The sequence below is a fragment of the Atopomonas sediminilitoris genome (assembly GCF_022601735.1).
GTDB lineage: Bacteria > Pseudomonadota > Gammaproteobacteria > Pseudomonadales > Pseudomonadaceae > Atopomonas > Atopomonas sediminilitoris.
In genome coordinates this window covers 1-25,662 of record NZ_JAKUMM010000002.1, presented here as the reverse complement: position 1 = coordinate 25,662, position 25,662 = coordinate 1, and the positions used below count along the sequence as shown (strand labels likewise).

The window sequence follows — 25,662 nt, the reverse complement described above, 5'->3', positions numbered from 1 at the left end:
TTCATACCTCACGACGCTTAAAGAAGAAAAAGGCTAACCCTAGGCTGAGCAAGCCCCAGCCGAACAACGCCAACCACAACAAGGCGCTACTTTGCGGTAAATCTTGCCCCAGCTGCATCACGCCGCTGATCGCCGCACTGGCCTCAAAACCTGAGACATTGAGCAGGCGGAACACGTCGGTGGGGTTAAGCAGCAACAGCCACGGCAACACATCGGGGTTAATCCGCCCTTGGCTGAGCACCAAGCCCGCCAACAGCACCAAATCAAACACCAGTACAAAGCCAAACCACAGCCCAAGCGCCAGCCCTGCGGCGCTGGATTTTTCTCGCACCACGCTGCTCAGGGCATAGGCCAAGGCGATAAACACCAAGCCCAGCAAAATGCTGGAGCTAATAAAGCGGCTGAACGCCCACAACAACAGATTCAACTCGACGTCCGGCACCAGCATGGCGATGGCCACCGCGGCGCTGCCAAAGCCCAGCAGTGTGGCCAGCGCCAAAATCGCGCCGTGGCCGAGGAACTTGCCGACCAGCATTTGCACGCGGGTTAGCGGATAGGTCAGCAGCAGCAACAAGGTGCCGCCTTCGTCCTCCCCCACAATGCTGTCGTAGGCCAACAGCAAGGCGATCAGGGGCATCAAGAAAGTCGCCAAGCTGGCCAAGCTGGCAATGGTCGCAGGGATCGAGGTAAAGCCCACTTGCCCCGCCGCTGCCGCGCCGAGCCAGGCAATCCCCACCGCCAGCACGGCAAATAACAGGCTGATGGCCAGCAACCAACGGTTACGCAAGCCATCGGCAAACTCTTTGCGCGCAATGCTTAGGATGCTGTTCACTGCGCACCTCCGGCGGCGGCTTGCTGCATAAAGTGGCAATACAAATCTTCCAGTGACGGCTGATGCAGCTCGACATCGCTGACCGCGTTTTCAGCCAGCAATTGGCGCAACACCCCCAGCTTGCTGGCGTGCGCGGTGCTGACTTCAAACCAATGGCCGCCATTAATCGCGCGGGTGTTAAAGCCTTGCGCTTGCCAGTGCTGTAGGCCACGCGCTTGCTCATCGTGCAGGCGAATACGAATCGGCAAACCCGCGCGCTCGCGCAGGCTGGGGATATCGCCCAGCGCCTGCAAACGGCCGTGGGCCAAAATCGCCGCGCGGTCGATATGCCGCTCGACACCCGGCAGCACGTGCGAGCACAGAATGATGCTGGTGCCGTGTTGGCGCAGTTGGTCGATCAGCTGATACAGGCTTTGCGTGGCGATCGGGTCCAGCCCCACGGTGGGCTCATCCAACAGCAACAGCCGTGGTTCGCCGAGCAACGCCTGCGCCAGCCCCAAGCGCTGACGCATGCCCTTGGAGTAGGTTTTCACCCGCCGATTGGCGGCATCGCTTAAACCCACTTGCTCAAGCAGATCATCACACTGGCGCAGCGGGGCGCGCTTTAAGCGGGCAAAGTGCTGCAAGGTTTCGCGACCACTGAGCTGGGCGTAAAAACTGACGTTCTCTGGCAGATAACCCAAAGCACGGCGCACCTCAGCGCTGTGCGGATCGTGGCCCAGCACGCGCACACTGCCGGCGCTGGCCTGTAACAAGCCCAAGATCAGCTTGATGGTGGTGGTCTTGCCGGCGCCGTTGTGGCCAAACAGGCCCAGCACTTCGCCTTCGCCCAAGCTCAGGCTGACGTCGTGCAACACCTGCGCCGGGCCGTAATGTTGATTAACCGCGCTTAACTCGACGGCGTTCATGGTTGTACCTCGACCGCGCGCACCAGCGGTGGCGCTAACAGCGGGTGGCTGTCGCGCACCCCGGGGGATTTGGTCACTGGGAAGGCTTCCTGCACCCAGCGCAGCAGTTCAATACCGGGGCTGTTGAGCAGCAGGCGCACCTGCGGATACAGCCACAAGAGGCGGTCCACGTTGTCATTAGGCTCGTAGGCGACATCGCCTAAGCCGTCTTGGTTGCGGTCCCAGCCTAGGTAATCGCTCCAGAAGTTACCGCGCCCGTTTTGCGACCACTCTTGGGTGCGCGTGGCGACGTATTTGACCTGCTGGCGGTTGTTGATAAACGCATTGCCGGCGATCTGGTTATCTTCCGAGCCCGCGGTGAGGTGAATACCCAGCGCGCTGTGTTCAAAACGATTGTTCTCGATACGGTTGAACTGCGAGTTGTAGATGAACACCGCCTTACCTTCGCCACCGGGGATCATGCCGTCGTAGCCGGCGTTGCCGTCTTGCACGCGGCTGATGTGGTTGTCGCGCAGGGTCGAATAGGTGATGTAGTTCATCAGGATGCCGTAGTTCTGGTCATCCTCGGAGCGGTTGCCGATCACCGTCAGCTGGCGGCTTTGCATCAGCGCGTAGCCAGTGCGGGTGCGGCGGGTTTGGTTATAGAGCACCTTGTTGTTGTGCGAGAACATGTAGTGAATGCCGTAGCGCACGTCCTCCAGCACATTGCCTTCGAGGTGATTACCGTTGGAGGTATCGATGTAGATGCCATCGCGGGCAAATTGCACACGGTTGCCGATAATCTGCGCGCCGCTCACCGCGTACAGGTGGATGGCGTTGCCGCGATCTTGCGAGCGGATTTGTTGCGGCCCGGTGATGTGGTTATTGGCCACCCGCACCTGCGGCGTGGCATCGAGCCACACCCCAAAGCCGGGCGCCTGAATACGGTTATCGAGGATCTGGGCGTGCTGCGCTTGGCGCTGAATAAACACCGCCGAATCCATCGCGGTTAAATCGTCACCGCCGTTTTGCAGCGTGCAGCCTTGCACGGTGACGTGCGCGGCGTGGATGTCGATGACATGGCCTTGGCCGTTGCCATCCAAAATAGCGCCCTCGGCGCAGCGCAGCGTGAGGCTTTGCTCAATGCGCAGCGTGCCAACGTAATGGCCCGCCGGTAACCACCAGCTGCCATCGGCTTGGGCTTGCAGCGGCAAGCCCGCGATGGGGCTTACCTGAATAGCTGCCTCAGAAGCTGCCCCAGTAGCTGTCTCAGTAGCTGCCTGTGCGGGCGAAGGCTCGGCAGGCAGCGTAGGGCTGGCCGCAGCCAGCGCCGAACTGCCCAGCACGAGGCTTAGCAGCACGGCGACGGAGGCGGCGCGGCTGGCCATTAGGCCGGCTCGACCAACAGACGACCGACCATTTCCATGTGCAGCGCGTGGCAGAACCAGTTGCAGTAGTACCAATGCACACCGGGCTTGTCGGCAATAAAGGTCACGGACGAGGTCTGCTGCGGGCTGATCTCCATGCTGACGCCATGGTTGACCAGACAGAAGCCGTGGGTCACGTCTTCGATCATGTCGAGGTTAGTGATGGTCACGGTGACTTCGTCGCCTTGCTTACAGGGGATCTCGGTGATGCCGAATGCCGGTGCCATGGAGGTCATGTACACGCGTACCTTGTTGCCATCACGAATGATCTTGTTGTCTTCTTCGAGCTTCACGCCGTCTTTCTTGGCCATCGCCACGGTATCGGCGAAGTACGGATCGTCGCGCTTCCAGATCTTGATTGGCTTGATCTGGCTACGGTGCGCCAAGATACAGTCGTGCGGTTCGGCATAGGTTGGGCCGTCGTGCACCAGCTTCATTTCTTCGCCGGAGATATCGATCAGCTGATCGTTCTCTGGGTGCAGCGGGCCGGTGAGCAAGAAGCGGTCTTTGGAGAACTTACACAGCACCACCAGCCACTTGCCGTCGGCATCGCGCGACTCGGTCAGCGAGGCATGGTTGTGGCCCGGCTGATACTGCACGTCGAGCTTCTGCTTGATGTAGTTAACCTTCTCGCCGTTGTAGGCGCGAATGGCCGCGTCGATGTCCCACTTAACCACTTGGCTGTCGAGGAACAGCGTGGTGTAGCCGTTGCCGCGACCGTCGAAGGTGGTGTGCAGTGGGCCAAGGCCCAGCTCTGGCTCGGCAACAATCACTTCGCGCGGGTCTTGGTATTTGCCGGCAAACAGGCCGTCGAGGCGGCTGATTTCGATCACCGACACGGTCGGCGACAGCTTGCCGTTGGCGATGAAGTACTTGCCATCGGGCGAGGTATTCAGGCCGTGCGGGTTCTTCGGCACCGGGATGTAGCGGGTGAAGGGGCTGTCTTTGCCGTCTTTCTTACGACCGTCCAGCACCGGCACCGGATGCCCCGGCAGGGTGACAAACTTGCCGGCCTTGATCGCCGCCTCGATGGCTTCAACGTTGAACACCACCACCCAGTCGCGCTCGTTGCGCATCATGCCGCCCAAGTCCACCGCACCTTCGGAGTTGTAGCAGGTGGCGGCGGCGTATTTGCCGGTGTAGTCGGCGTCGGTGTTGTCGAGGTTGCCGTCGACCATCACCTGGAAGGCCATTTCCATCTTCTCGGCATCGACCGCGTTGAACATGGTGTAACGCTCACCGCTGGTGACGTCGAGGTTGGTGCCGTCGTTGGGGTGCGGAATGATGAACTCGCCGTTGGCGAACACGTACTTGGTGTGCGGCACCTTCTGTAAGCGCAAACCGTGGATCGCCTGCACGTTGGGCACGGTGATCATCTTGTCGCACTTCATGATATCCAGCCGGATACGTGCGATACGGGTGTTGGCCTTGTCGTTGATAAACAGGTACTTGCCGTCATAGCGGCCGTCGGTCATCGAGATATGCGGGTGGTGGCAATCGCCGTTATGAAACTTAGCGCTGTCGCCCATGATGCGCTTACTTTCGTTGGTGATACCCCAGCCGGTTGCCGAGTCGGTGTTAAACACCGGAATACGCATCAGCTCGCGCATCGATGGAATGCCCAGCACGCGCACTTCGCCCTGATGGCCACCACTCCAAAAACCGTAGTACTCGTCCAGCTCGCCGGGCGCGACGTGGGCGCTGTTACGCGCTTCTTTGGCTGCCGCAGCCCAGCTTTCGCGGGTCATCACCGCCGAGCTTAAACCCGCTGCACCGGCTAAACCGGCGGCGCTGGTGATGGCCGTCGCCCCGAGAAAACCACGGCGGCTTAGGCTGACGGGGGCGTCTTGTGAATCTTGTGGCTTGTTCTTGTCGCTCATGACGTTTCTCCTGGGTAAGGACGTGTCGGTTAGCTATCCAGTGATGTGGCAGGAATCAGCTCGGGGGTAGCGCCTTCCGCAGCCGCGCGCTTCCTGCGCTTTTGCTTCAAGATCAACGGCGGGCACTTGTTCGGGTTGTGATAGGTCATCTGGCAATCGAGGCAGTAGTGGCACTCGTTGGCATTGATGCGGCCATCGGGGTGAATGGCTTGGATCTCGCATTCTTTGGCGCACAACTGGCACGGGCTGCCGCACTCGGGGCGACGCTTGAGCCAGTCGAACAGACGCAGCTTGGTGGGGATGGCCAGCGCCGCGCCCAGCGGGCACACATAGCGGCAGTAGACCTTGCGCGTGAAGATGTTGATCACCAAGAGGAACACCGCGTACAGCACAAACCACCATTCGCGCTGGAACATCAGGGTGATCGAGGTTTTAAACGGCTCGACTTCGGCAAAGCGCTCGGCGGTGGCCAGCGACTCAAGGGAAATGCCAAACAGCCCCAGCAAGATGATGTATTTGATCGCCCACAGGCGCTCGTGCACCGCAAACGGCAGCTCGTACTGAGGGATTTTCAGCTTGCGCGCGGCTTCGTTGATCAGCTCTTGCAGGGCGCCAAACGGGCATAGCCAGCCGCAAAACACGCCACGACCCCAGAGCAAAATGCTCGCCGCGGCGAAGGTCCAGAGGATGAAGATCATCGGGTCGGAGAGGAACAGCTCCCAACGGAACTCCTGCACCAGCGCGTGGGTGAAGGTCAGCACGTTGACCACCGACAACTGCCCCAGCGCGTACCAGCCGATAAACACCACGGTAAAGGTCAGATAGCCACGGCGCAGCCAATGCAAAAAGTGCGGGTAAGCGGTGAACTTGTCCTGCACGAACAGGATCACCGTCAGCAGCGCCAGCGCCACCAACAACACCCCAATCTGGAAGCTGCGCTGATACCAAATGTTCAGCCACATAGGCCGCGCCGCTTCTTCGGCCGCCGCCAATTCTGCGGCGGTGGGGAGTGGGCGGTCGAGGTACATTTCCGGTAGCTGATAGCCCAGCTCGAAGCTTACGAACTCGCCGCTGGTAGGCCCAGTTTGGCGGCGCACCAGCAGCTCTAGGCTCCACGGGCTACCCGGATCGAAATGATGCTTGTCACGTACGATAAACACGGCCATTTCTTCCAGCGCCGGCGCGCCTTGGGCCATCACGTCGTACAGGCGCTGGTAATCCAAATCGCGAAAGCTGATGGTTTCGGCGTGTTGGCGCAGCTGAATGCGGTCAAAAATCCCGCCGCGCACATAGCCCGAGCCTTTGAACGAATAACCATTGCCCAGCACCGCCAAGGCAAACTCGCCGTCTTTTAGCTCGCTCATCAAGGCGCGATAGCCGACATCACCAAGCAGGTTACGGCCAATGGTCGGGACATTGAGCAGCCCGGCGTACAAGTCAATAAAGGTCTCGTCGCGCTCATCGGCGGCCGGCTTATCGACGTTCTCGGCGGCGCTGCCGACAAAGCCATCGTCCACTTGGCCGCGCGTGAGCAACAAACGCCGCACCGAGCCATCGCCGGTCAGGGTGTTCCAATCGGCGGCGTTAAATGCATCCGGCTTGATCGTGGCGGGACGACTCACTTGGGCGGCCGTCGCTGGCACCAAATCTAGGCTCACGGCCACCTTGTGCGCGGCGCGCATCACGGTTTCATTGAGCACCATCACCGTCACCGTCGCGCCGGTCACGGCATCCACCGTGACGGCGTTCGGGTCGCTGGAACGGCCAACCACCACGCGCTGATTAACCTGCACGCCGGCGTACTTGGCCGAAAAATCATGCAGCTTGGACTCGGGGATACCGGTCAGCAGAATCGGCTCGTGGTGCTCCAGCACGTAGGTGTCTTGAATCACGCCTTGCGGGTCGAGCAGCACCAACATGTTGATCGGCTTGCCCGAATACGCCGGCAAGTCGAGCACGTTGCGGCTTTCAAAGGCATAGCCCAGCAGTGTGTCGCCCTGCAGAATGCGCTGCACGGCAAACTCACCTTCGGGCGCGGTGAGCTGGGTGTGCTCAGGGAAGGTCGCCTTGAGGCGTTGCTGGGTCAGGGTGTGACTGTCGAGACTGGCAAAATCCACTGAGGCTTGCGCGCTGAGCATGGCCAGCGACAGGCACAGAGCCACCAGCCAGTGCAGCGGGTTATGGTCAAACAGGCCAAAAATCCATGGCTTGGCGCGGCGCATAACGGCGGGCCTTCAAAATGAATGTGCCGCCATCCTTTCACGCTTAGGGGGTGCGACGATTTGACTCAGGTCAAGCGCAACTTTTTTAGCCCATGTGTCCGAGCGCTGGCTTTGCTTGAGGACGAATGACCTCGGGCCGATTACCTACCGAGTTCTTCGCTGCGCGATTAATCACGCCGCCACGCCGTCTCAGCCCAGCAACATCCGTTTACATCTGACGCCGACCTACACCCTTCCCAAGGGCCGCTGTGCCGACCTAGACTGACAACACTTCGAAACCTATCGAACAACAGCACAGGTCATCCATGTCAAACGCCAGCCCTGCTCCGTCTTTATCGTCTGCCTTGCACGTCGGCGGTCGCTACCGCAATGCGCAGCGTGCGCCACGTCGTGGGCTGCTCGACACCTTGCGTATTTTTGCCAAGTTCACCTTTCAGCGCCCCAGTGGCACCGTGCCGCAGGATGCAATCCCCGTGCGGACGCTGACCCGCGTCGAGCTGGATAGCGCCGCCGACGGTAGCCTGTACCGACTAGGGCATTCGACGGTCTTGCTCAAACTCGACGGTGGCTGGTGGCTGACCGATCCGGTGTTTTGCCAGCGCACCTCACCGGTGCAGTGGCTCGGCCCCAAGCGTTTTCACGCCCCGCCGATTGCCTTGCAGGATTTGCCGCCGCTGACCGGCATCCTGTTGTCGCACGATCATTACGACCACCTCGACAAAGCCAGCCTGCTGGCCTTGGCCCCCACCACGCAGCACATCATCACGCCGACCGGTGTGGGTGAGCGCTTGATTCGCTGGGGCGTGCCGGCGGCAAAAATTCAGCAACTGGCCTGGTGGCAAGAAACCCACGTCGGGGCGCTGACCTTTGCCTGCACCCCTGCGCAGCACTTCTCGGGCCGCGGCCTTGGCGATGGCAACCGCACGCTATGGGCGTCGTGGGCGATCATTAGCCCAAAAGCACGGTTATTTTTTAGCGGCGACAGCGGCTACTTTGCCGGCTTTGCCGAGATCGGCGCGCAGTACGGGCCGTTCGATTTAACCCTGATGGAAACCGGCGCTTACAACGGCGATGACTGGCCCGAGGTGCACATGCTGCCCGAGCACAGTTTGCAGGCGCACTTGGATGTGCGCGGCCAGTGGTTGTTGCCGATTCATAACGGCACGTTTGATTTGTCGATGCACGGCTGGCGCGAGCCGCTGGAGCGCATCAGCACGCTGGCCGACGCGGCGCAGGTCAAGCTCACCACGCCGATGATGGGCGAGGCGCTCAACCTGTATCAGCTCAACAGCAGCGCGCGCTGGTGGCAGGGCTTACGTTAATCAAAGCTGCGCGCCAGCAGCCCATGGGCCGGCTGCACCAAATCGGCACGGCCTTGCGTCGCCACTAAGCCTTTGCTTTGTAAGTCGGCGAAATTTAGTTTCTTCATTAGCAGCGCTTGCAGCACATCAATATCGCTGACCAGCAAAGGCGTCTCTGCCAGCAATTCGTCGCGGGTCGGCGGGTTGTGGGCGATCAGCTCCAGCGACGTCCCATCAGCCTTGAGCTGCATGTAGTGATTACCGCTGAGTTCATAGAGATACAGGTTAAACACCTCGCCTTGATAGTGGTGTTGCAGCTGCTTTTCTAGCTGCCAAAACACCATGGTCAGGCGGTTGGCCGAGTTAGGCATCAAGCGCAAGTCGCCGCCTTGCACCGCTTGGTTGATGGCGCTGGCCACCTCAAAGGTGTCTTTAGGCACGGTGGTCAGCACACCATCGGTGCCGCCATCCATGACACAGGCGCTGGCCAAGGTGGCCACACTCAAAGCGCAGGCGGCGCTAAAACGGCTGAGGCGTTGGGTCACGTTACGCATCATCGGCTCCTTCACGGCTGCAGCACGGCAAGTTTTTGCCCGCTTAATTGATAACCGGTTTCTGCCAGTTCGGTCTGGCTATTGCTCACCTGCAGCACCCCTTCGACGACCACGGCATCCCACAGCTGAGTGGCGAAAACCCCGTCGGGGAAGATCACATGCACCAGCTGATTCGGCGGTGGCGGCGGCACATGCACGCAGGCGCCCACAAACGGAACCAGCAAGAACTCGGTGACTTTGTCAAAGTCGCCTTCCAGCGGCACCACGTAGCCGGTGAGCCGCACCGACTGCTGGTCTAACTCTGGGCGCATGCTGCCGGCCAGAGACTGCTCAAAGCTCATTTGCTCATGCTGCGCGGGCAACAGCATCGGCTGCGTGCTGCGGCTGTCGCGTTCGGCCTCGGGCACCAGATCAATCCAATCGAGAGTTAATGGCTCGGCCTGCGCGGCCAGTGTCAGGCTCATCAGTAGAGCGGTGAATAAACGGGTCATACGATCCTCGCTAGGCGATGGCTTTTATCCATCATGCGCCATCGCTGGGCAGCGAAACATGGCTTCGGCCATAACAGTCAATTAAGCCAAGCTTTATTAAATCAGCATAAAAGCCAAGCCTTACACGGCAAAAAGCCCCGACTAACGGGGCTCTTGCGCATCAGCGATTAACGGTTGATCGGCGATTGACCGGTCTTGCTCTTACCGTGGCTGTAACCGCTGTGATCCACCGGCAGCGCCATCGGGAAGTAGGCATCAAAGTCATCCAAGTAGGCGGTCAGCTTACCGAACGCCTCGATCTCGCCAGTGGCCTTGGCCTTACCGTCCTTGAGCAGCTCTTGCAGGGTCACTTGCTTGGTTAACAGGCGAGTGAAGTCGGCGCGATTAAGCTCCAAGGTGAAGGTCGGGTTCTTGGCTTCGAAGCCTTCGATGTTCGACAGACGACCGTTCTTCAGATCCATCGCGTACACCTGCTTGATGTCGGGCATGCGCAGGGTTGCACTGAACTCAAAGTTATCTGCCGCCGCCTTTGGGCCATTCAAACGCACGCCCATGAAGTTGAGGAAGTCGGTCACTCGCATCGCCGCGACCACATCGGGGGTGACGGACTTAACGGCTGTCGCCTTAACCACCCCTTGGCGCAGCTCTAAGGCACCGGCCAAGAAGGTATTACGCTCGCCCGAAGACTCGCTTTGATAGCCCAGCTGCTCGAAACAGTCAGCGGCGAGGTAACGGGCATCCATGTTGTTGGCATCGGCCATGACCGCCTTGTTGACGATCTCGGCGCACCAGCGGTAGTTGCCCTCATCGTAGGCCTTCTTACCGGCGGCCATGATGGCGTCGACCCCGAAGGCTTCTACGTAGTGCTTACCGGCATCGACTTTGCTCAGTGGCAACAGGGTGGCTGGGTCCATGTCGAAGTAACCGATGTACTTGTTGACCACGGCCTTGGCGTTGCGGTGGTAAGAGCCGTGGTAGCCACGCAGGTACCACTCGTTAGCCAAGGTCGGCGGCACCCAGAACTCGTCCTGCATGTCGTTGATGCTGACGCCGTGGTTCATCAGGCGCAGGGTTTCGTCGTGCAGGTAGCCGTACATGTCGCGCTGCTTTTCGAGGTAATTACGAATTTCCGCATTACCCCAGCGCGGCCAGCCATGCGAGGCAATCAGGGTTTCCGCCTCGCCACCGAAGGAGTACAGCGCCTTGTTGATCGAGTCCGCCCAAGCCAGCGCATCGCGGGTGAAGGCGCCACGCAAGGTGTAGATGTTGTGCAGGCCCGCTACCGTAGTCTCGGCACCCCAGTAAGTTTTAATGCTGGGGATGTAGGTGTTCATTTCCGACGGTGCTTCGGTGTCATCCGCGTTTTGGAACACGAAATCCACCCCATCGAGGGTCAGAGTCTCTTCGTCGACGTTGACTTCGTGAGTCGGCAGAATCAGCGACAAGCCACCGTTGGCAACGCCCTTACCAATCGCCGCATCGACTTGGCCCAGCTCACTCTTGGCCAAGGTGTTGCCGTATTGGAACTGCACGCGACGCGACATGGCGTTACCGGCCAGCACGTTTTCAGAGATCGAGAAGTCCGAGAAGCGGCGCGGCGCGATCACTTGCACCTTGCCGGCATCCACGTCGGCTTGATTAATCACCCCCTTAACACCACCGAAGTGGTCACCGTGGGAGTGCGAATAGATCACCGCTTTAATCGGCAGATTGCCGTCTTTCACGTGCTTCTTGAACAGCTCGTGCGCGGCTTTGGCGGTTTCCGGAATAGTCAGCGGGTCAATCACTACCCAGCCTGTTTGGGTGCGAATAAAAGTGATTTGCGCCAAGTCATAGCCACGCACTTGATACACGCCGTCACGCACTTTGAACAACCCGTGCTTGAGGTTCAGCTCAGCTTGGCGCTGCATGCTGGGGTGGATGCTGTCCCAGTCTTTGCCGAGGGTCAGGTACTTGTAGTTGCCTAGCTCCCACACCACCTTGCCGTCGGCATTTTTGATTTCCAAATTTTCTTCGCGGGCAATGAAGCCCTTCTCGGCCAGCTCCCAATCTTTCTTATCGGCGAAAGGTAAGGTACCACGCAGCTCAGTTTGGAATTGCTTGGTGTGTTCAGTCGCAGGCTTCTGCTCGGCGTTGTAAGCCAAAGCAGGCAGGGTGACAAAAGAGGCTACAGCCAGTGCGAGAGCGGTCTTCTTCATTTCCAGACTCCTGGATCAATTAATAAGGACACGGTTCTATTGTGCATTTCTGGGTGCGCTGAGCGATGCAGCCAAGCCAATCTGTTAATTAAGTAATGCTTAACAGTGCCACCAAAACCGCCAGCTAAACCCTTAAAACCCACACCCCCACAAAAGCCCGTTGAGAGCGCCCACAACGCGCACCAAACCCCCATCAACCCTAGCAAACCCCGTTATTGCGGCTAATAAACAGTCGCGCTGTCGCCTTGAGCTTCGCCAGCGCCGCCCCCATAGTGAAGGCTCACCTTTGAAACGGAATGCCTGCCGTGACCAGCTTGCTCAATCAGCGCCTCGCGCTTTTGCAACACCAAGCCCCAGACCTTCTGCGCGAGTGTCGTCACGGTATCGAGAAAGAAAGCTTACGCATCCGCCCCGACGGCACGCTGGCCATGACCGCGCACCCCGCTGCACTCGGGGCCGCGCTGACCCACAGCCAGATCACCACCGACTATTCCGAAGCCCTGCTGGAGTTCATCACTGACGCCCACACCACCGCGGATGCAGCGCTGGTTGAACTGGATGCGATCCACCGCTTCACCTACGGCCAACTGGCCAATGAGCAGCTGTGGACACACTCCATGCCCTGCAAGCTGCCCAGCGAGGCAGATATTCCGATTGCCCAGTACGGCAGCAGTGCCATCGGTCAGCTGAAAAGCATTTATCGCCAGGGGCTGGCCGTGCGCTACGGCAAAGCCATGCAGTGCATCGCCGGCATTCATTACAACTTCTCGCTGCCTGAGGCGTTGTGGCCTCTGCTGCAACAAGCCGAGGGCGATGCACAGCCGGCGCAGCAATATCAGTCGCAGGCCTACATTGACCTGATTCGTAACTTCCGCCGCTACAGTTGGTTGCTGATGTACTTATTCGGCGCCTCGCCAGCGGTGTGTGCCAGCTTCTTGCAGGGCCGCCCGCATGGCTTGGATCAGCTCGACGAGCACACCTTGTACCTGCCCTACGCCACCAGCTTGCGCATGAGTGACTTGGGCTACCAGAACAGCGCCCAAGCCAGCCTGACCCCCTGTTACGAAGAGCTCGGCAGCTACTTGGACAGCCTGCGCCACGCCGTTAGCACGCCTTACCCCACTTACGAAGCCATCGGCACCAAGAAGGATGGCCAATGGCAACAGCTCAACACCAACTTGCTGCAAATCGAAAACGAGTACTACTCCAACATCCGCCCCAAGCGCGTGGCCGCCAGCGGCGAACGCCCGCTGCAAGCACTGCGGCGACGCGGCGTGCAGTACGTTGAAGTCCGCTGCCTCGACATCAACCCCTTCTTGCCGTTGGGTATCGACAGCCACCAAGCGCACTTCCTCGACAGCTTTTTACTGTTCTGTGCTTTAAGCGAAAGCCCCAGCATGGACGGCGAAGAATGCCGCGAAGCCAGCGCCAACTTTGCCCTCACGGTGAAACAAGGTCGCCGCCCCGGCTTATTGCTCAATGAGCGCGGCCGGCCACGCACCTTGCGTGACTGGGGCGAAAGCTTGTGCGATCAGATGGAAGCCTGCGCCATCGCCCTCGACAGCGCTTACGGCGGGCATGCGCACCACGAAGCACTGAGCCTGATGCGCCAGCGCCTGTGCGACCCCGCTCTGACCCCGTCAGCGCAAGTACTTAGCCAGCTCAAGCGCGAGCACTGCGCCTTCTTCACCTTTGCCTGCCAGCAAGCCAGCCAGCACGCCGCCGACTTCCGCGACCGCCCACTGGATAACAGCAGCCAAGCGGCGTTTGTCGCCAGTGCACAGGCCTCGCTCAAGGCGCAAACCGAGCTAGAAGCGCAGCCGCAACCGGATATGGACAGCTTTGTCGCCGCCTATATAGCGCAGCTCGATTAAAACCATGGCCGATTAACCTTAGCGATCTAATCGTGCCATTCCAGCCAGCGCAGAACAGGCTTAACACTTTGATTTTAATCAATTTTAAGCCCTGACCGTGAACCCAGCGGTGCCCGCCAAGGCACCGCCGATCCGCGCTCGGCAACCACCGGTCTAAGCAGCGCCCATAAAGTGTGACGCAGTTCACAGCCATTAAAGTGCCAGCCCGCGCCCGGCGTTGCTCAGCGCTAAGCTTTTGCCTGTACCCCACCAGCAACGGACTCACGATGGCCAAGGACAACACCCCCAAGCCCGTGCCCGACGCCCCAACCGAGTGGAGCCTGGAAGGCCTGAATAAGGCTTACCAGCAAGGGTATATGGCCGGCATGACTCGCCCCGAGGCACGCTGCCCCTACCCTGCCGAAGTACCCGCCGCGGCTTGGCACGCCGGTTGGGAAGACGGCCAGCAGCAACGCCTGCTGCACGCACGCCAAAGTGCGTAACCGGCAATAACAAACCCGCACTGCTTGAAGCAGGTGCGGGTTTTGCTGCGCTGGCGATTAAGCGCTAATGCCGGATTAATTCGCTCAGCAAGCGGTTAAAAATCCCAACTGATACCGGCACCGATCACATTTAAGTGTGATCGCTTGTACTCGCCCGACACCCGATTACCGCCCGGCACATCGCGCTGCTGATCGACTTTCATATCGCCCATCCACAGCAAGCTGTAGCTGGCATGCACGCGAGTTGCTGAGTCGAGCTGATACATAAAGCCGGTGGCAAAGCGCCACACCTCGCCCATGGGGTTATCCACGGTGCGGTGTTTATCTTTTACCGCCGAGGAGTCATAACCCACGCCCGCGTTAAGACGCAGCTTGTCGGTCATCTGGTATTGGGTGCCCACCGACAGGTGCCACGTGTCTTGGTAGTTTCGATCAACCGAGCGCGAACCGTTGATATTGCCCAAGCCATCGGTATCCACCGTGATGTCCATCTCGCCAAAACGCGACCACTGCTGCCAGTTGGTGCTGGCAAGCAGCGCCCATTGGCGATCTAACTGGTGAAACACCGACAAGGTGATGTTTTGCGGCGCACGCATAGTGACATCGAGATCACGCGCGCCCGGCAAGATACCGAGCTGCGCTTAGCTTTTTAGCTTGTCCTCAAACTTCCACTCAATTTCTGAGTTATACATCAAGCCTAACCGCGTTTGCGCGCTGGGCTGGTAGAGCACGCCGACACTGCCGCCATAGCCCCAGTCATCCGCCTCGTACTTCACCCGACCGTCATCCAACAAGCCACGATTGACAGCCATCTTGCTAGAGAAGTCACCTTTGACCGCCAGTAAGTTAGCCCCCACCGACCACTCATCATTGATCTTGTAAGCCACACTCGGCGCGAGAAAAATGCCACTAATAGCCGCTTCTTGGCTGAAATAGCGCCCTTCCCACTCATTGCCATAATCGAGCCCCAGCCCCATGGCACCAAAAATGCCAAAGCCCGTACTCCAACGGTCATTGATTTTATGGCTGATAAACACGCTACCCAACGGCGCCGGCAACGCCGCGTTGTCGCCGCTGCCACCGCCGGCGGTGCTATTGCTGTTGCCATCAAACTTGATGCGCCCCCACACCGCGCCGCCGTTGACCATCACCTGAGTACCCTCTAAGCGGGATAAGCCCGCGGGGTTGGTGGCAATGGTGGCCGCGTCTTGCGCGCGCGCAGCGGCGCCGGCGTTCGCTAAGCCGTTGTCTTCCGCGCCCAGTTCATACAAGAACAATCCGCCGGCATTGGCTTGAGTACAGACAGTGGCCGCCAATGCAGCAGCCAACAGAGTAAGACGAGGTTGCATGGTCTCTCCTAAGCAGGGCATCCGTGTGCCGCCATTGTAGCCAAGCAACCCTTTGCAACTCGGTAAATGAGGATTAAGCAACGATTAACAATGCCCTGCATCCATCAGGCGCATGGTTGCCCGCAGCACAAACAAAAAAACCACACGGCCCAGCGTGTGGTTTTGCGCTGACGTATCTTGCTTAGGTGTGTCGTTTAGGTGTTTTGCCTAAGACAGGGCTTATTGCGCGATCAAGTTGGTGAACAGCAAGTCTTCCACCAGCTCGCTGCCGGCTTCCTCTTTGAGGGCTTTTTGTACCTCGGCCAAGGCTTCTTTGCGCAGCGCTTCTTTGCCCTCAACCGTGGCCAAGGCCTCATCCGGCTGCGCGTTAAACAGCATCACCAGCTGATTGCGCAGCAGCGGCTCGTTGGCCGTGACTTTGGCAGCGGCGTCATCGCTACTGACCCGCAGCGACACTTCGGCCTTAAAAAACTTAATTCGCGGACCGCTGCCGTAGTTACCGACAAACGCTGGCGTCATGCTGACGTACTGCGCTTGGGGCTTGGCGGCGGCTTCTTCGCCTTCGGCGGCCTCTTCTTCGGCCATCACCGGCAAGGCCACGGCCAACAGCACAGCACTGAACAGGGCATAAACAGGTTTCACGGTGCATCTCCTTGAGCGCCGACAGTCAGCGCGGTGTTATCGCTTTGTTGCAAGCTTAGCCTGCTTGGCGCAAATCGGGCAAAAGCCAGTGCTAGCCAGCGTGATAAGCCCTTATCAGCTGTAAGGATGCTGCTTGAGATCAAGGCGCGCGCTTCTACACTGCCTGCATTGCTAGAAATACGCCTAACGAAAATCACAGGGAGAAACCGATGAAAGCCGTGCTGTGCAAAGCCTTTGGCCCCGCTGACACCTTAGTCTTAGAAGAAGCGCCGAGCCCCACCATCAAGAAGAATGAAATCCTGCTGGATGTGCATGCCACTGGGGTTAACTTTCCCGACACCCTGATCATCGAAGGCAAGTACCAGTTTAAGCCACCGTTTCCATTCTCCCCCGGTGGCGAAGCCGCAGGTGTGGTGCGCGAAGTGGGCGAAAAAGTCAGCCATTTAAAAGCCGGCGACCGTGTTATGGCCCTGACCGGCTGGGGCAGCTTTGCCGAGCAAGTCGCCGTGCCCGCTTACAACGTGCTGCCAATGCCCGCCGACATGGACTTTGCCACCGCAGCGGCGTTCAGCATGACCTACGGCACCTCGATGCACGCGCTTAAGCAACGCGCCAACCTGCAAGCCGGTGAAACCTTGCTGGTGTTGGGCGCCAGCGGCGGCGTTGGCTTGGCTGCAGTTGAGTTAGGCAAGGCAATGGGCGCGCGCGTGATTGCCGCCGCCAGCAGCGCCGAGAAGCTCGAAATCGCCAAACAAGCCGGCGCCGATGAGCTGATCAACTACAGCGAAACCAGCCTCAAAGACGCCGTGCGCAAACTCACCGGCGGCCAAGGCGCCGACGTGGTGTACGACCCCGTCGGTGGCGACTTATTTGATGAGGCCGTGCGCGCGCTCAACTGGCGCGGCCGTTTACTGGTGGTGGGCTTTGCCAGCGGGCGCATTCCTGATCTGCCGGTTAACCTCACCCTGCTTAAAGGCGCCAGCGTGGTCGGCGTGTTCTGGGGCGCGTTCACCCAGCGCGAGCCAGAGGCCAACGCCGCTAACTTCCAAGAGCTGTTTGCACTCTACAGCCAAGGCAAGATCAAGCCGTTGGTGTCGCAAACCTTCGCCCTTGAGCAATACGCCGAAGCCATCAACGCGCTGGGCCAACGCAAAGCGGTCGGCAAAGTCGTGGTCAAGGTGCGCTAACGCCCTTCGCCCCCTGAGCGACCAACAAAAAGCGCCCACCGTTTGCGGTGAGCGCTTTTTTCTTGCCGGCGGTTTTATCGGCGGTGCGCCTTAAGCCAGCGCGCCTTGTTCCTGCACTAGCTGCATAAACGCGGCAGCGTCCCGCGGCGGGCTGATCAAATAGCCTTGCACCTCATCGCATTGCTGCGCCTTGAGGAAATCCAACTGCGCATGTTCTTCAACGCCTTCGGCCACCACGCGTAAATCCAGCGCATGCGCCAACGCAATGATCGCGCGAATGATCGCCGCGTCTTCGCCTTCACGCGGCAGGTCATTCACAAAGCATTGGTCGATCTTCACGCAGTCCACCGGCAAGCGCTTGAGGTAGCTCAGCGAGGAATAGCCGGTGCCAAAGTCATCAATCGCCAAGGTCACCCCGAGGCGCTTGAGCTGGCCTAAGGTGTTGAGCGTGCTGTCGAGGTTATCCAGCAGCAGGCTCTCGGTCAGTTCAAGTTCCAGCAAATGCGGCGGCAAGTCGGTTTCTTGCAAGATCGCGCGCACCAAGCTGACCAAATTGCCTTGGCGCAACTGCTGCGCCGATAAGTTCACCGCCACCCGCAAGTCATCAAACCCTTCGTCCAGCCACTGTTTAGCGGCCTGACACGCCATGCGTAGCACTTGCTCGCCAATGGCGGCGATCAAGCCGGTTTCTTCGGCCAGACTGATAAAGGCGGCCGGCGCGACCAAACCCAGCGTCGGGTGCCGCCAGCGCACCAAGGCTTCAGCACCGCTGAGCTGACCGCCGCGCAGCGCCAGCTTGGGCTGGAAGTACACCACCAACTGATTTTCGCGGATGGCCTTGCGCAGGTCGTTCTCCAGCTGCAAACGCTCCACCGTGCAGGCTTGCAGGTTGTCGCTGAAAAACTGAAAGGTGTCGCCGCCGACATGCTTGGCGTGCTGCATGGCTTGCTGCGCTTGGCTCATCAAGGCTGACACCTCGCGCGCGTTATCCGGGTACAAGCTAATGCCCACCGAGGCACTGTGCACCAGCTCGTGCCCTGCCAACTGCAAAGGCTCGCGCACCTTAGCCAACAGGCGACTGGCAATGCGCGACAGCGCCGACAAGCTGGTGTGCTGCTCAATCAAAAGCGAAAACTCATCGCCGGATAAGCGCGCCAGCAACTCGGCCTCCGGTACGGCGCTCACCAAACGCTGGGCAATCTGCGCCAGCACGCGGTCGGCGGCTTCTTGGCCGAGGCTTTCGTTGAGTTGCTTGAAGCGGTCTAAGTCGATGTGCAGCAGGGCCATGCTGCGGCCTTGTTGGCGCACGCGCTGGCTGGCCTGATGCAGGCGCTCGCGGAATAACGCGCGATTGGCCAACCCGGTGAGCGCATCGTAATGCGACAAGTAACGCAGGCGATCTTCAATGGCGCGGCGTGCCGATAGGTCGGTCAAGAAGCCGACAAAGTGCGACACGCGGCCTTCGCTGTTGCGCACCACGGTCATTTCCAGCCACTGCGGGTAATGCTCGCCGCTGTGCCGCGTGCCGTTCAGTTCGCCCTGCCAGCGGCCCTCGCGTACCAGCTCGCCGCGAATCTGCATATAGCGCTGAACTAGGTCAAAGCTGCCGGCAATTTCGTCGATACGGTAGCCTTCTACCAATTCACGGCGCTGGCCGGTGATCTTCAGCAGGGCATCATTCACGCTCAGCACTTCGCCCGCGACATTGAGAATAAAGATCCCCTCGCTGGCGGCGTCAAACACGGTCACGGCCAAACGCTGTTGCTCTTCGCGCTGATGGCGTTGGCTGATATCACGCCGCGTGCCCAGCATCCGGTGTACGCGGCCATCGGCGTCGCGCTCAACCGCGCGACCACGGTCTTCCACCCACAGCCAATGGCCGTCGTTATGCCGCACGCGGTATTCCACTAAGTATTCGCTGGTCTGCCCACGCAGATGCTCAAGCATGGCTTTGCGCAGCGGCGCCACGTCGTCAGGGTGCAAGCGCGGTAACAGGTCTTGGAAATTAGCGCCGAGCACGCCGGACTCCACGCCAAACAGCTCATGCACGCGCGAGTGAAAGACTTCGTCGGTGTCCAAGTTCCAATCCCACAGCGCTAGCCGGCTGGCTTCTAACGCCAAATCCAGCCGCTTTTTGCTGTAGGCCAAGTCGGCACTGGTCTGCGCTAGGGCTTGGGTGCGCTCTTGCACATGGCGCTCAAGGCCATCGTGCGCCTCGCGCAATGCTTGTTCCGCACGACGCCGCTGTTGCACTTCTTCGGCCAAATGGCTATTGAGCGCGTCGCTGCGCACGTTGGCTTCTTGCAGCGTTTCAATCAGGCTTTGATGCTGAAAGCGCCGCAGCAAGTTGCGCGTCACTAAGCGGTTCATCTGCCATGCGATCAGGGTCAAACCGCCGAGCATGATCAAGCCGAGCAGGCCCCAACCTTGCGCGTAGGCATTCGGCGAGCTAAGTAAGTACAGGCTGGCCGGCAACAAGCTGGGCAAGGCAAACGCCAAAAACGCCGGCACACTCACCGCATAGGCCACGCTGGCACTGAGCACCGCACAAGCCAGCAGACCGTACACCAACATCTGCTGAACAAAGCCGGGCACATCGACCATAAACACTGCCGCCAGCCCTAGGCTGATGCCCGACAGCCCCGCGCCGATTAAAAAGTTCACCCGCCAACGCCGCGCCGCTTGGCGCACCATGCCAGCCCGCTCAAAGGACAGCACTTGGGTGATACGCAACACCGCGAGCAACACCACCGTGCCCAACCAAACCAACAGCCACAGACTGACGCTGCCTTGTTGCCAATGCAAAAAGCTGCAACTGGCCACGGCCAATAGCATTAATAAGGTGGGTAGGCGTGAGCCCTGATAAAGCAGGTGCGTACGCGCCACGCGTAACTCGGTGGCATAACGCTGGGTAATTTCGGCTGCTGCATCCCTCAGCGGCACAAACGTCAGTGCGGCGGTCATGGTTTTTATAAGTATCTGGACCTAGGGTGGCCCCAGCATACCCACCTACCCCGCGTGACCCAAGCGACCCTTGAAGTTTTTTGGTGACCACCCACCCCAACCTTGGTTGGGTGCCGGTCAATGGTCAATGTGGTTTGCCGGCATTGTGGGGTGCCCCGTAGAATGCCGTCCCATGGACGTTTCTAATCTGCTCGATCATCTCAACGCTGGCCAACGCGCCGCCGTCAGTGCTGCCCTAGGGCAACAACTGGTACTGGCCGGTGCTGGCTCTGGCAAAACCCGTGTCTTAGTGCACCGCATTGCGTGGCTGTTACAGGTCGAAAATGCTGCGCCGCACAGCATCATGGCCGTGACCTTCACCAACAAGGCCGCGCATGAGATGCGCGCGCGCATCGCGCAGATGCTCGGCGCTGAGCCGGCTGGCATGTGGGTCGGCACTTTCCACGGCTTAGCCCATCGCCTGCTGCGCCAACATTGGCAAGAGGCCGGATTAGTCGAGAACTTCCAGATCCTCGATAGCGACGACCAACACCGCTTGGTCAAGCGCGTGCTGCGTGAGCTACAGCTCGATGACCAACGCTGGCCGCCCAAGCAAGCGCAGTGGTTTATCAACGGGCAGAAAGACGAAGGCATCCGCCCGCACAATATTCAGCCCGGCGGCGACTTGTTTCTCGCCACCATGCAAAAAATCTACGAAGCCTACGAAGCCGCCTGCGCCCGCGCCGGCGCGGTGGACTTCGCCGAATTGCTGCTCCGCGCGCTCGAACTGTGGCGCGACCGCCCCAGCCTGCTCGAACACTACCGCCTGCGTTTTAAGCACGTCTTAGTCGACGAGTTCCAAGACACCAACGCCGTGCAGTACGCCTGGCTGCGCCTGCTCGCAGGCAAGCACTGCAACCTGATGGTGGTCGGCGATGACGACCAATCCATCTACGGCTGGCGCGGCGCACGCATCGAGAATATCCAGCAGTTCAACAGCGACTTCCCCAACGCCGAAATGATCCGCCTGGAGCAAAACTACCGCTCCACCGGCACCATCTTGAAAGCCGCCAACAGCCTGATCGCCAATAACGCTGGCCGCTTAGGCAAAGAACTGTGGACCGACGATATCGAAGGCGACCCCATCGCCCTGTACGCCGCCTTCAACGAATACGATGAAGCGCGCTTTATCGTCGAACGTATCGAACAAGGCGTGCGCGACGGCATGGCCCGCCAAGACATGGCCATCCTCTATCGCTCCAACGCGCAATCGCGGGTACTGGAAGAAGCGCTCCTGCGCGAGAAAATCCCCTACCGCATCTATGGCGGACAGCGCTTCTTCGAACGCCTCGAAATCAAAAACGCGCTGGCCTACCTGCGCCTCGTGCGCCTGCGCGACGACGACGCCGCGCTGGAGCGCGTGATCAACGTACCGCCACGCGGCATCGGCGAAAAAACTGTTGAGAACTTGCGCCAACACGCCCGCGAGCAGGGCTTGTCGATGTGGCGAGCGATGCAACAACTGATCGCCAACCAAGCCGTCAGCGGGCGCGCCGCCAGCAGCTTGGGCAGTTTTATCGAACTGATTGAAAACCTTGCCAGCAAGGTCGATGCCTTCGCCCTAGGCTTGATGACACAAACCGTGATCGAGCAATCCGGCCTGATCGCCTATCACCGCGCTGAAAAAGGCGATAAAGGCCAAGCGCGGGTGGAAAACCTAGAAGAGCTGGTCAGCGCCGCGCGCACCTTTGAAAGCGAAGAAGTCGAGCTGTCGCCACTGGCGGATTTCCTCGACCACGCCGCCTTAGAGGCCGGCGACACCCAAGCCGACGAACACGAAGACAGCGTGCAACTGATGACCCTGCACAGCGCCAAGGGCTTGGAGTTCCCGCTGGTGTTCCTCGCCGGCATGGAAGAAGGCCTGTTCCCGCACAAAATGAGCCTAGAAGAACCGGGCCGCTTAGAAGAAGAACGGCGCCTCGCCTACGTGGGCGTCACCCGCGCCATGCAGCAACTGGTGCTCACCTACGCCGAAACCCGCCGTCTGTACGGCAGCGAAACCTACAACAAGGTGTCACGTTTCGTGCGCGAAATGCCCGCCGACACCCTGAGCGAAGTGCGTCTGCAAAACAGCATCAGCCGCCCATTTGGCGGCCAACCGCGCCCCAACCTCAGCCCGTTTGCCGGCGCAGAAGTGCCCGACACCGGTCTCACGCTGGGCCAGCGCGTTCGCCATCCGGTGTTTGGCGAAGGCATCATCCTCAATTTCGAAGGCAGCGCCGCGCAAGCGCGCGTCCACGTCAACTTCGACAGTGAAGGCGCCAAGTGGCTAATGGTCGCCTACGCCAAACTCGAAGCGCTGTAAGTGCCCATTACGGTCTAGGCTGACAGAACATCCACCGAGGAGTTCTGTCATGTCAGACCATCGCACCTACAAAAAAATCGAAGTGGTTGGCTCATCCACCACCAGCATCGAAGACGCCATCCAAAACGCCATCAGCGAATGCAGTAAAAGCGTGAAAAACATGGATTGGTTCGAAGTCACCGAAACCCGCGGCCACATCCTTAATGGCCAAGTCGCGCACTACCAAGTGGGCTTAAAAATCGGCTTCCGCATCGAAGGCAGCTAACGCTCAGGCGGCATCGCAGCACAGACTAGCCGGTCAGCGCGCGACTAGGCATAGTGAGGCCTTTGCCTCACCGCCACACAAGGAATGCTGATGAAACGTCGCGAGTTAATCGGTGCTGCCGGTCTCGGTATCGCCGCGCTGGGCCTAAGCGCCTGCCAACAAGAAGAACCAGCCGCCGCCCCTGCCCCAGCAGAAAAGCCCCAACGTTTTAACTGGAAGATGGTCACCGCGTGGCCGAAAAACTTCCCCGCGCTCGGCACCGGCGCACAGCGCTTTGCCGACATCGTCACCCGCATGAGCGGCGGCCGCCTCAACATCAAGGTGTTCGCCGGCGGCGAACTGGTGCCGCCGCTAGAAGTGTTTGACGCCGTCGCCCGTGGCACCGCCGAAATCGGCCACGGCGCCGCCTACTACTGGAAAGGCAAAGTGCCGGCCGCCACCTTCTTCACCACCGTGCCGTTTGGCTTATCCGCGCAAGAAATGAACGCCTGGCTGCACAAAGGTGGTGGCCAAGCGCTGTGGGATGAAGCCTACGCCCCGTTTGGCGTAAAACCCTTTGCCTGCGGCAACTCCGGCATGCAAATGGGCGGCTGGTTTAACAAGCGCATCGACAAAGTCGAAGACCTCGCCGGCCTGAAAATCCGCATGCCCGGCCTCGGCGGCGAAGTGCTGACCAAGCTCGGCGCCACCCCCGTCATCATGCCCGGCAGCGAAATCTTCACCGCCCTGCAAACCGGCGCCATCGACGCCACCGAATGGATTGGCCCCTACAACGACCAAGCCTTTGGCCTGCACAAAGCCGCCAGCTACTACTACGCGCCGGGCTGGCAAGAGCCGCAAGCCGTGCTCGAACTGCTGATCAACCAAGCCGCCCTCGATCAACTGCCGGACGATCTCGCCGCCATCGTGGTCGAAGCCGCGCGCAGCTGTAACGCCGACATGCTCGACGACTTCACCTTCCACAACATCCAAGCCTTGCAACAACTCAAAAACGAAGGCGTAGAGATAGCGCAATACCCAGAAGACGTCATCGCCGCGCTGAAAACGGCAAGCGAACAAGTGCTCGACGAATTCGCCGCGCAAAGCGACCTGGGTAGCCGCATCTGGGCCTCAATGAAAGCCTTCCGCGAGCAAGCCAGCGACTACAGCGCCCTCACCGAAAAAGCCCTCTACAACTGGCGCTAAACGCCTCGGCGCTTAGCCAGTGCACGGCCAGTGCCTGCCCGGCATAGCGCTGGGCTTCTTGCAGCGCCGCCCAGCTGGCACCCGGGCGGGCCTGCACAGCGTGCTCGCGCAGTAACACGCCGTGGCGTTTGGCAAAGGCAAAAGGCAAAGGTGACCGTGGGTCAATCAAGGTTGGGGAGCCGTTTTCTCAGTAACTTAATCAACTTAGGTTCGTCGAACACCGAATCTTCTTTGAGCATTTTCAGCGCTTTGGGGGCGTAGAGGTCGTGCGGGTTTTCGATAGCCAGCACATCGCCGCCTAACCACAAGGTGGGCACCAAAACCTGGCAGCCCGCCTCGCGGCATGCTGCGATCAGGGTTTGCGCCACTTCAAAACCGGCATGAATATCCCAACCGGCCCACAGGCGGCGGTTGTCTTCGCGCTGTAGGTACACAGGCTCTACGACAAACTCCAGCGCTCGGTAGCAGGCTTGCCAAGGCTCGGCCACATCGTCGTCCAGCACGGGCTTATCGGGGCCCAGAAAGCACTCCACTTGGGCGCAGTGCTCAGCAGTCTCACTGCTGAGCAGGCAATAAAAGGCGTTTTCCATCGAAGGTCACTCGTTGATCGGCAGGCAGCGCATCGTAATGCTCGCGGCAAAAGCTTAAGAAAGGCTCAGGCAATTCACCGCTTAGCAATAAGGTAAAAAAGCGCAGCACTGCAGAGTGCTCGTAAGCCTCAGGGCCACCCTTAACATTCTCACCACGGAGCACGGAAAGCATAAAACGAAGTAGCGCATCGGCAGCATCTGATTCCAATCCAGCGAAGTCGAAGCGCAAAGAAAAATAATATAATAACGGATCAATTGCACCAAGCGAATCAGGTTTAAAGTAAAGAATGCTGTGGAAAAACTTTTTCAACGCATCCGCACCATTAATGCTTTTGAAAGCATCACGACGTTCGGAGAATTTTATTAACTCCTGCCAAGCTTCGCTCAGCAGCGGGTAATTAACGAGAACTCCACCCATCACCCACTGATAATAAAGCGCAGATACACCGGGAAGAATTCCCGGAAAGGCCTCAAAGCGGGCGAAGCATTCGTCCAAATAGGCCTGCGTCACTTGCGGTGCCGACAAGGCTGCGGCAATAAAAGCTTGACGCGGATAAAAACCCTGCAAAGGCCTTCGCAGTAGTTTCTGCCCGGGCAGCAAGCGCACCGCCTCACCGGTAAAGTACAGATGTTTCAGATGCCGTTTCAGGTCAGCATCTGTGGAATCCATTGTATGGTCAATAAAGCCCAACAACTGCTTATAGCGTTCTTTACGTGCCTCCGACTTCAGCTCAGGGGTGTTTTCAAATATCTGGATCCGCTCAACTTGCTGCATTAATCGTCCTCCGTACATGCGCCAGCATTCTGTGCCAGCTGGTCTGCTAAATCGCGGCCTTTATTGATCAGGTCTTCGGCCAGTTCATCGTCGAAATCCAGGCCAATCAACGACTCCGAAAAAAGAGAAAAAAAACGAAAAAAGGGGACAGATTTATTTTACGGGTTTGTTTGGGCTTTGGGGCGCCCCTGCCCCCTTTGCTCAATTCGAATG

General features: G+C 59.4%; 20 protein-coding genes and 1 pseudogene. 7 read left to right on the top strand and 14 right to left on the bottom strand.

From position 1 onward, the window contains the following. Position 1: 1 nt before the first annotated feature. From MKI83_RS02535 to nosR, 5 genes are read right to left on the bottom strand one after another with little or no spacing between them, the layout of a single operon-like run. Entirely contained in the window at positions 2 to 832 is an 831-nt protein-coding gene (locus MKI83_RS02535) for an ABC transporter permease subunit (RefSeq protein WP_241583171.1), read from the bottom strand. Next, the gene (locus MKI83_RS02530) at positions 829 to 1,740 is read right to left on the bottom strand and encodes an ABC transporter ATP-binding protein (protein ID WP_241583170.1); all 912 of its coding nucleotides are present in this window, start codon (positions 1,738 to 1,740) and stop codon (positions 829 to 831) included. Before MKI83_RS02530 ends, MKI83_RS02535 begins: the two co-directional genes overlap by 4 nt. Next, the gene (locus MKI83_RS02525) at positions 1,737 to 3,107 is read right to left on the bottom strand and encodes a nitrous oxide reductase family maturation protein NosD (protein WP_241583168.1); all 1,371 of its coding nucleotides are present in this window, start codon (positions 3,105 to 3,107) and stop codon (positions 1,737 to 1,739) included. Before MKI83_RS02525 ends, MKI83_RS02530 begins: the two co-directional genes overlap by 4 nt. Further along, complete coding sequence (gene nosZ, locus MKI83_RS02520) at positions 3,107 to 5,026, bottom strand: TAT-dependent nitrous-oxide reductase (RefSeq protein WP_241583167.1); 1,920 nt, start codon at positions 5,024 to 5,026, stop codon at positions 3,107 to 3,109. The genes MKI83_RS02525 and nosZ overlap by 1 nt, the downstream gene beginning before the upstream one ends. A 29-nt stretch (positions 5,027 to 5,055) precedes the next feature. Further along, positions 5,056 to 7,248, bottom strand: coding sequence for a transcriptional regulator NosR (nosR, locus tag MKI83_RS02515; protein WP_370867333.1), 2,193 nt, complete (start codon positions 7,246 to 7,248; stop codon positions 5,056 to 5,058). Between the two features lie 305 nt (positions 7,249 to 7,553). On the opposite strand from nosR, the gene MKI83_RS02510 reads away from it, so the two are divergent. Further along, positions 7,554 to 8,570, top strand: coding sequence for an MBL fold metallo-hydrolase (locus MKI83_RS02510; protein WP_241583166.1), 1,017 nt, complete (start codon positions 7,554 to 7,556; stop codon positions 8,568 to 8,570). Here MKI83_RS02510 and MKI83_RS02505 read toward each other — a convergent pair. The 3 genes from MKI83_RS02505 to MKI83_RS02495 all read right to left on the bottom strand — a co-directional run bounded on the left by MKI83_RS02505 (position 8,567) and on the right by MKI83_RS02495 (position 11,792). After that, complete coding sequence (locus tag MKI83_RS02505) at positions 8,567 to 9,103, bottom strand: hypothetical protein (RefSeq protein WP_241583165.1); 537 nt, start codon at positions 9,101 to 9,103, stop codon at positions 8,567 to 8,569. The genes MKI83_RS02510 and MKI83_RS02505 overlap by 4 nt on opposite strands. An 11-nt stretch (positions 9,104 to 9,114) precedes the next feature. Next, a complete protein-coding gene (locus MKI83_RS02500) occupies positions 9,115 to 9,594 on the bottom strand; it encodes a DUF3299 domain-containing protein (RefSeq protein ID WP_241583164.1) in 480 nt (159 codons plus the stop codon). Positions 9,595 to 9,761: 167 nt separating this feature from the next. Beyond that, positions 9,762 to 11,792 carry an alkyl/aryl-sulfatase gene (locus tag MKI83_RS02495; protein ID WP_241583163.1) on the bottom strand — a complete coding sequence of 677 codons (2,031 nt, stop codon included), beginning with the start codon at positions 11,790 to 11,792 and terminating at the stop codon, positions 9,762 to 9,764. A gap of 305 nt (positions 11,793 to 12,097) precedes the next feature. Here MKI83_RS02495 and gshA point away from each other — a divergent pair, with 305 nt between their 5' ends. Together gshA and rmf are read left to right on the top strand one after the other, a co-directional pair. Continuing rightward, a complete protein-coding gene (gene gshA / locus MKI83_RS02490) occupies positions 12,098 to 13,666 on the top strand; it encodes a glutamate--cysteine ligase (RefSeq protein ID WP_241583661.1) in 1,569 nt (522 codons plus the stop codon). A gap of 266 nt (positions 13,667 to 13,932) precedes the next feature. Then, positions 13,933 to 14,148: a ribosome modulation factor gene (gene rmf / locus MKI83_RS02485; RefSeq protein WP_241583162.1), complete on the top strand. Its 216-nt coding sequence runs from the start codon at positions 13,933 to 13,935 to the stop codon at positions 14,146 to 14,148. 95 nt (positions 14,149 to 14,243) lie between these two features. Here rmf and MKI83_RS02480 read toward each other — a convergent pair. Continuing rightward, a pseudogene (locus tag MKI83_RS02480) lies at positions 14,244 to 15,497 on the bottom strand (OmpP1/FadL family transporter). Between the two features lie 219 nt (positions 15,498 to 15,716). Continuing rightward, positions 15,717 to 16,082, bottom strand: coding sequence for a flagellar basal body-associated FliL family protein (locus MKI83_RS02475; protein WP_241583660.1), 366 nt, complete (start codon positions 16,080 to 16,082; stop codon positions 15,717 to 15,719). 266 nt (positions 16,083 to 16,348) lie between these two features. On the opposite strand from MKI83_RS02475, the gene MKI83_RS02470 reads away from it, so the two are divergent. Then, entirely contained in the window at positions 16,349 to 17,326 is a 978-nt protein-coding gene (locus tag MKI83_RS02470; RefSeq protein WP_241583161.1) for an NADPH:quinone oxidoreductase family protein, read from the top strand. Positions 17,327 to 17,416: 90 nt separating this feature from the next. Here MKI83_RS02470 and MKI83_RS02465 read toward each other — a convergent pair whose 3' ends face one another. Beyond that, the gene (locus MKI83_RS02465; RefSeq protein ID WP_241583160.1) at positions 17,417 to 20,290 is read right to left on the bottom strand and encodes a putative bifunctional diguanylate cyclase/phosphodiesterase; all 2,874 of its coding nucleotides are present in this window, start codon (positions 20,288 to 20,290) and stop codon (positions 17,417 to 17,419) included. Between the two features lie 172 nt (positions 20,291 to 20,462). Here MKI83_RS02465 and uvrD point away from each other — a divergent pair, with 172 nt between their 5' ends. The 3 genes from uvrD (at position 20,463) to MKI83_RS02450 (ending at position 24,084) form a co-directional block, all read left to right on the top strand. Beyond that, the gene (gene uvrD / locus MKI83_RS02460; RefSeq protein WP_241583159.1) at positions 20,463 to 22,634 is read left to right on the top strand and encodes a DNA helicase II; all 2,172 of its coding nucleotides are present in this window, start codon (positions 20,463 to 20,465) and stop codon (positions 22,632 to 22,634) included. 49 nt (positions 22,635 to 22,683) lie between these two features. Beyond that, positions 22,684 to 22,899 (top strand): dodecin, encoded by a 216-nt coding sequence (locus MKI83_RS02455; RefSeq protein WP_241583157.1) that lies wholly within the window; start codon positions 22,684 to 22,686, stop codon positions 22,897 to 22,899. Between the two features lie 90 nt (positions 22,900 to 22,989). Further along, on the top strand, positions 22,990 to 24,084 hold the full coding sequence (locus MKI83_RS02450) for a TRAP transporter substrate-binding protein (protein WP_241583156.1): 1,095 nt from the start codon (positions 22,990 to 22,992) through the stop codon (positions 24,082 to 24,084). Here the strand turns inward: MKI83_RS02450 and MKI83_RS16970 are convergent. The 3 genes from MKI83_RS16970 to MKI83_RS02440 all read right to left on the bottom strand — a co-directional run bounded on the left by MKI83_RS16970 (position 24,053) and on the right by MKI83_RS02440 (position 25,449). Then, positions 24,053 to 24,181, bottom strand: coding sequence for a hypothetical protein (locus tag MKI83_RS16970; RefSeq protein ID WP_370867332.1), 129 nt, complete (start codon positions 24,179 to 24,181; stop codon positions 24,053 to 24,055). The genes MKI83_RS02450 and MKI83_RS16970 overlap by 32 nt on opposite strands. Positions 24,182 to 24,245: 64 nt before the next feature. After that, entirely contained in the window at positions 24,246 to 24,674 is a 429-nt protein-coding gene (locus MKI83_RS02445; protein ID WP_241583155.1) for a hypothetical protein, read from the bottom strand. Then, entirely contained in the window at positions 24,640 to 25,449 is an 810-nt protein-coding gene (locus MKI83_RS02440; RefSeq protein ID WP_241583154.1) for a hypothetical protein, read from the bottom strand. Before MKI83_RS02440 ends, MKI83_RS02445 begins: the two co-directional genes overlap by 35 nt. Between the last annotated feature and the right edge of the window lie 213 nt (positions 25,450 to 25,662).

Coding starts and splice junctions, on each gene's coding strand:
- MKI83_RS02530 (WP_241583170.1), bottom strand. CDS start 1,740: ATGAACGCCGTCGAGTTAAGCGCGGTTAATCAACATTACGGCCCGGCG.
- MKI83_RS02525 (WP_241583168.1), bottom strand. CDS start 3,107: ATGGCCAGCCGCGCCGCCTCCGTCGCCGTGCTGCTAAGCCTCGTGCTG.
- nosZ (WP_241583167.1), bottom strand. CDS start 5,026: ATGAGCGACAAGAACAAGCCACAAGATTCACAAGACGCCCCCGTCAGC.
- nosR (WP_370867333.1), bottom strand. CDS start 7,248: ATGCGCCGCGCCAAGCCATGGATTTTTGGCCTGTTTGACCATAACCCG.
- MKI83_RS02510 (WP_241583166.1), top strand. CDS start 7,554: ATGTCAAACGCCAGCCCTGCTCCGTCTTTATCGTCTGCCTTGCACGTC.
- MKI83_RS02505 (WP_241583165.1), bottom strand. CDS start 9,103: ATGCGTAACGTGACCCAACGCCTCAGCCGTTTTAGCGCCGCCTGCGCT.
- MKI83_RS02500 (WP_241583164.1), bottom strand. CDS start 9,594: ATGACCCGTTTATTCACCGCTCTACTGATGAGCCTGACACTGGCCGCG.
- MKI83_RS02495 (WP_241583163.1), bottom strand. CDS start 11,792: ATGAAGAAGACCGCTCTCGCACTGGCTGTAGCCTCTTTTGTCACCCTG.
- rmf (WP_241583162.1), top strand. CDS start 13,933: ATGGCCAAGGACAACACCCCCAAGCCCGTGCCCGACGCCCCAACCGAG.
- MKI83_RS02475 (WP_241583660.1), bottom strand. CDS start 16,082: ATGGCCGAAGAAGAGGCCGCCGAAGGCGAAGAAGCCGCCGCCAAGCCC.
- MKI83_RS02470 (WP_241583161.1), top strand. CDS start 16,349: ATGAAAGCCGTGCTGTGCAAAGCCTTTGGCCCCGCTGACACCTTAGTC.
- MKI83_RS02465 (WP_241583160.1), bottom strand. CDS start 20,290: ATGACCGCCGCACTGACGTTTGTGCCGCTGAGGGATGCAGCAGCCGAA.
- uvrD (WP_241583159.1), top strand. CDS start 20,463: ATGGACGTTTCTAATCTGCTCGATCATCTCAACGCTGGCCAACGCGCC.
- MKI83_RS02455 (WP_241583157.1), top strand. CDS start 22,684: ATGTCAGACCATCGCACCTACAAAAAAATCGAAGTGGTTGGCTCATCC.
- MKI83_RS02450 (WP_241583156.1), top strand. CDS start 22,990: ATGAAACGTCGCGAGTTAATCGGTGCTGCCGGTCTCGGTATCGCCGCG.
- MKI83_RS02445 (WP_241583155.1), bottom strand. CDS start 24,674: ATGGAAAACGCCTTTTATTGCCTGCTCAGCAGTGAGACTGCTGAGCAC.
- MKI83_RS02440 (WP_241583154.1), bottom strand. CDS start 25,449: ATGCAGCAAGTTGAGCGGATCCAGATATTTGAAAACACCCCTGAGCTG.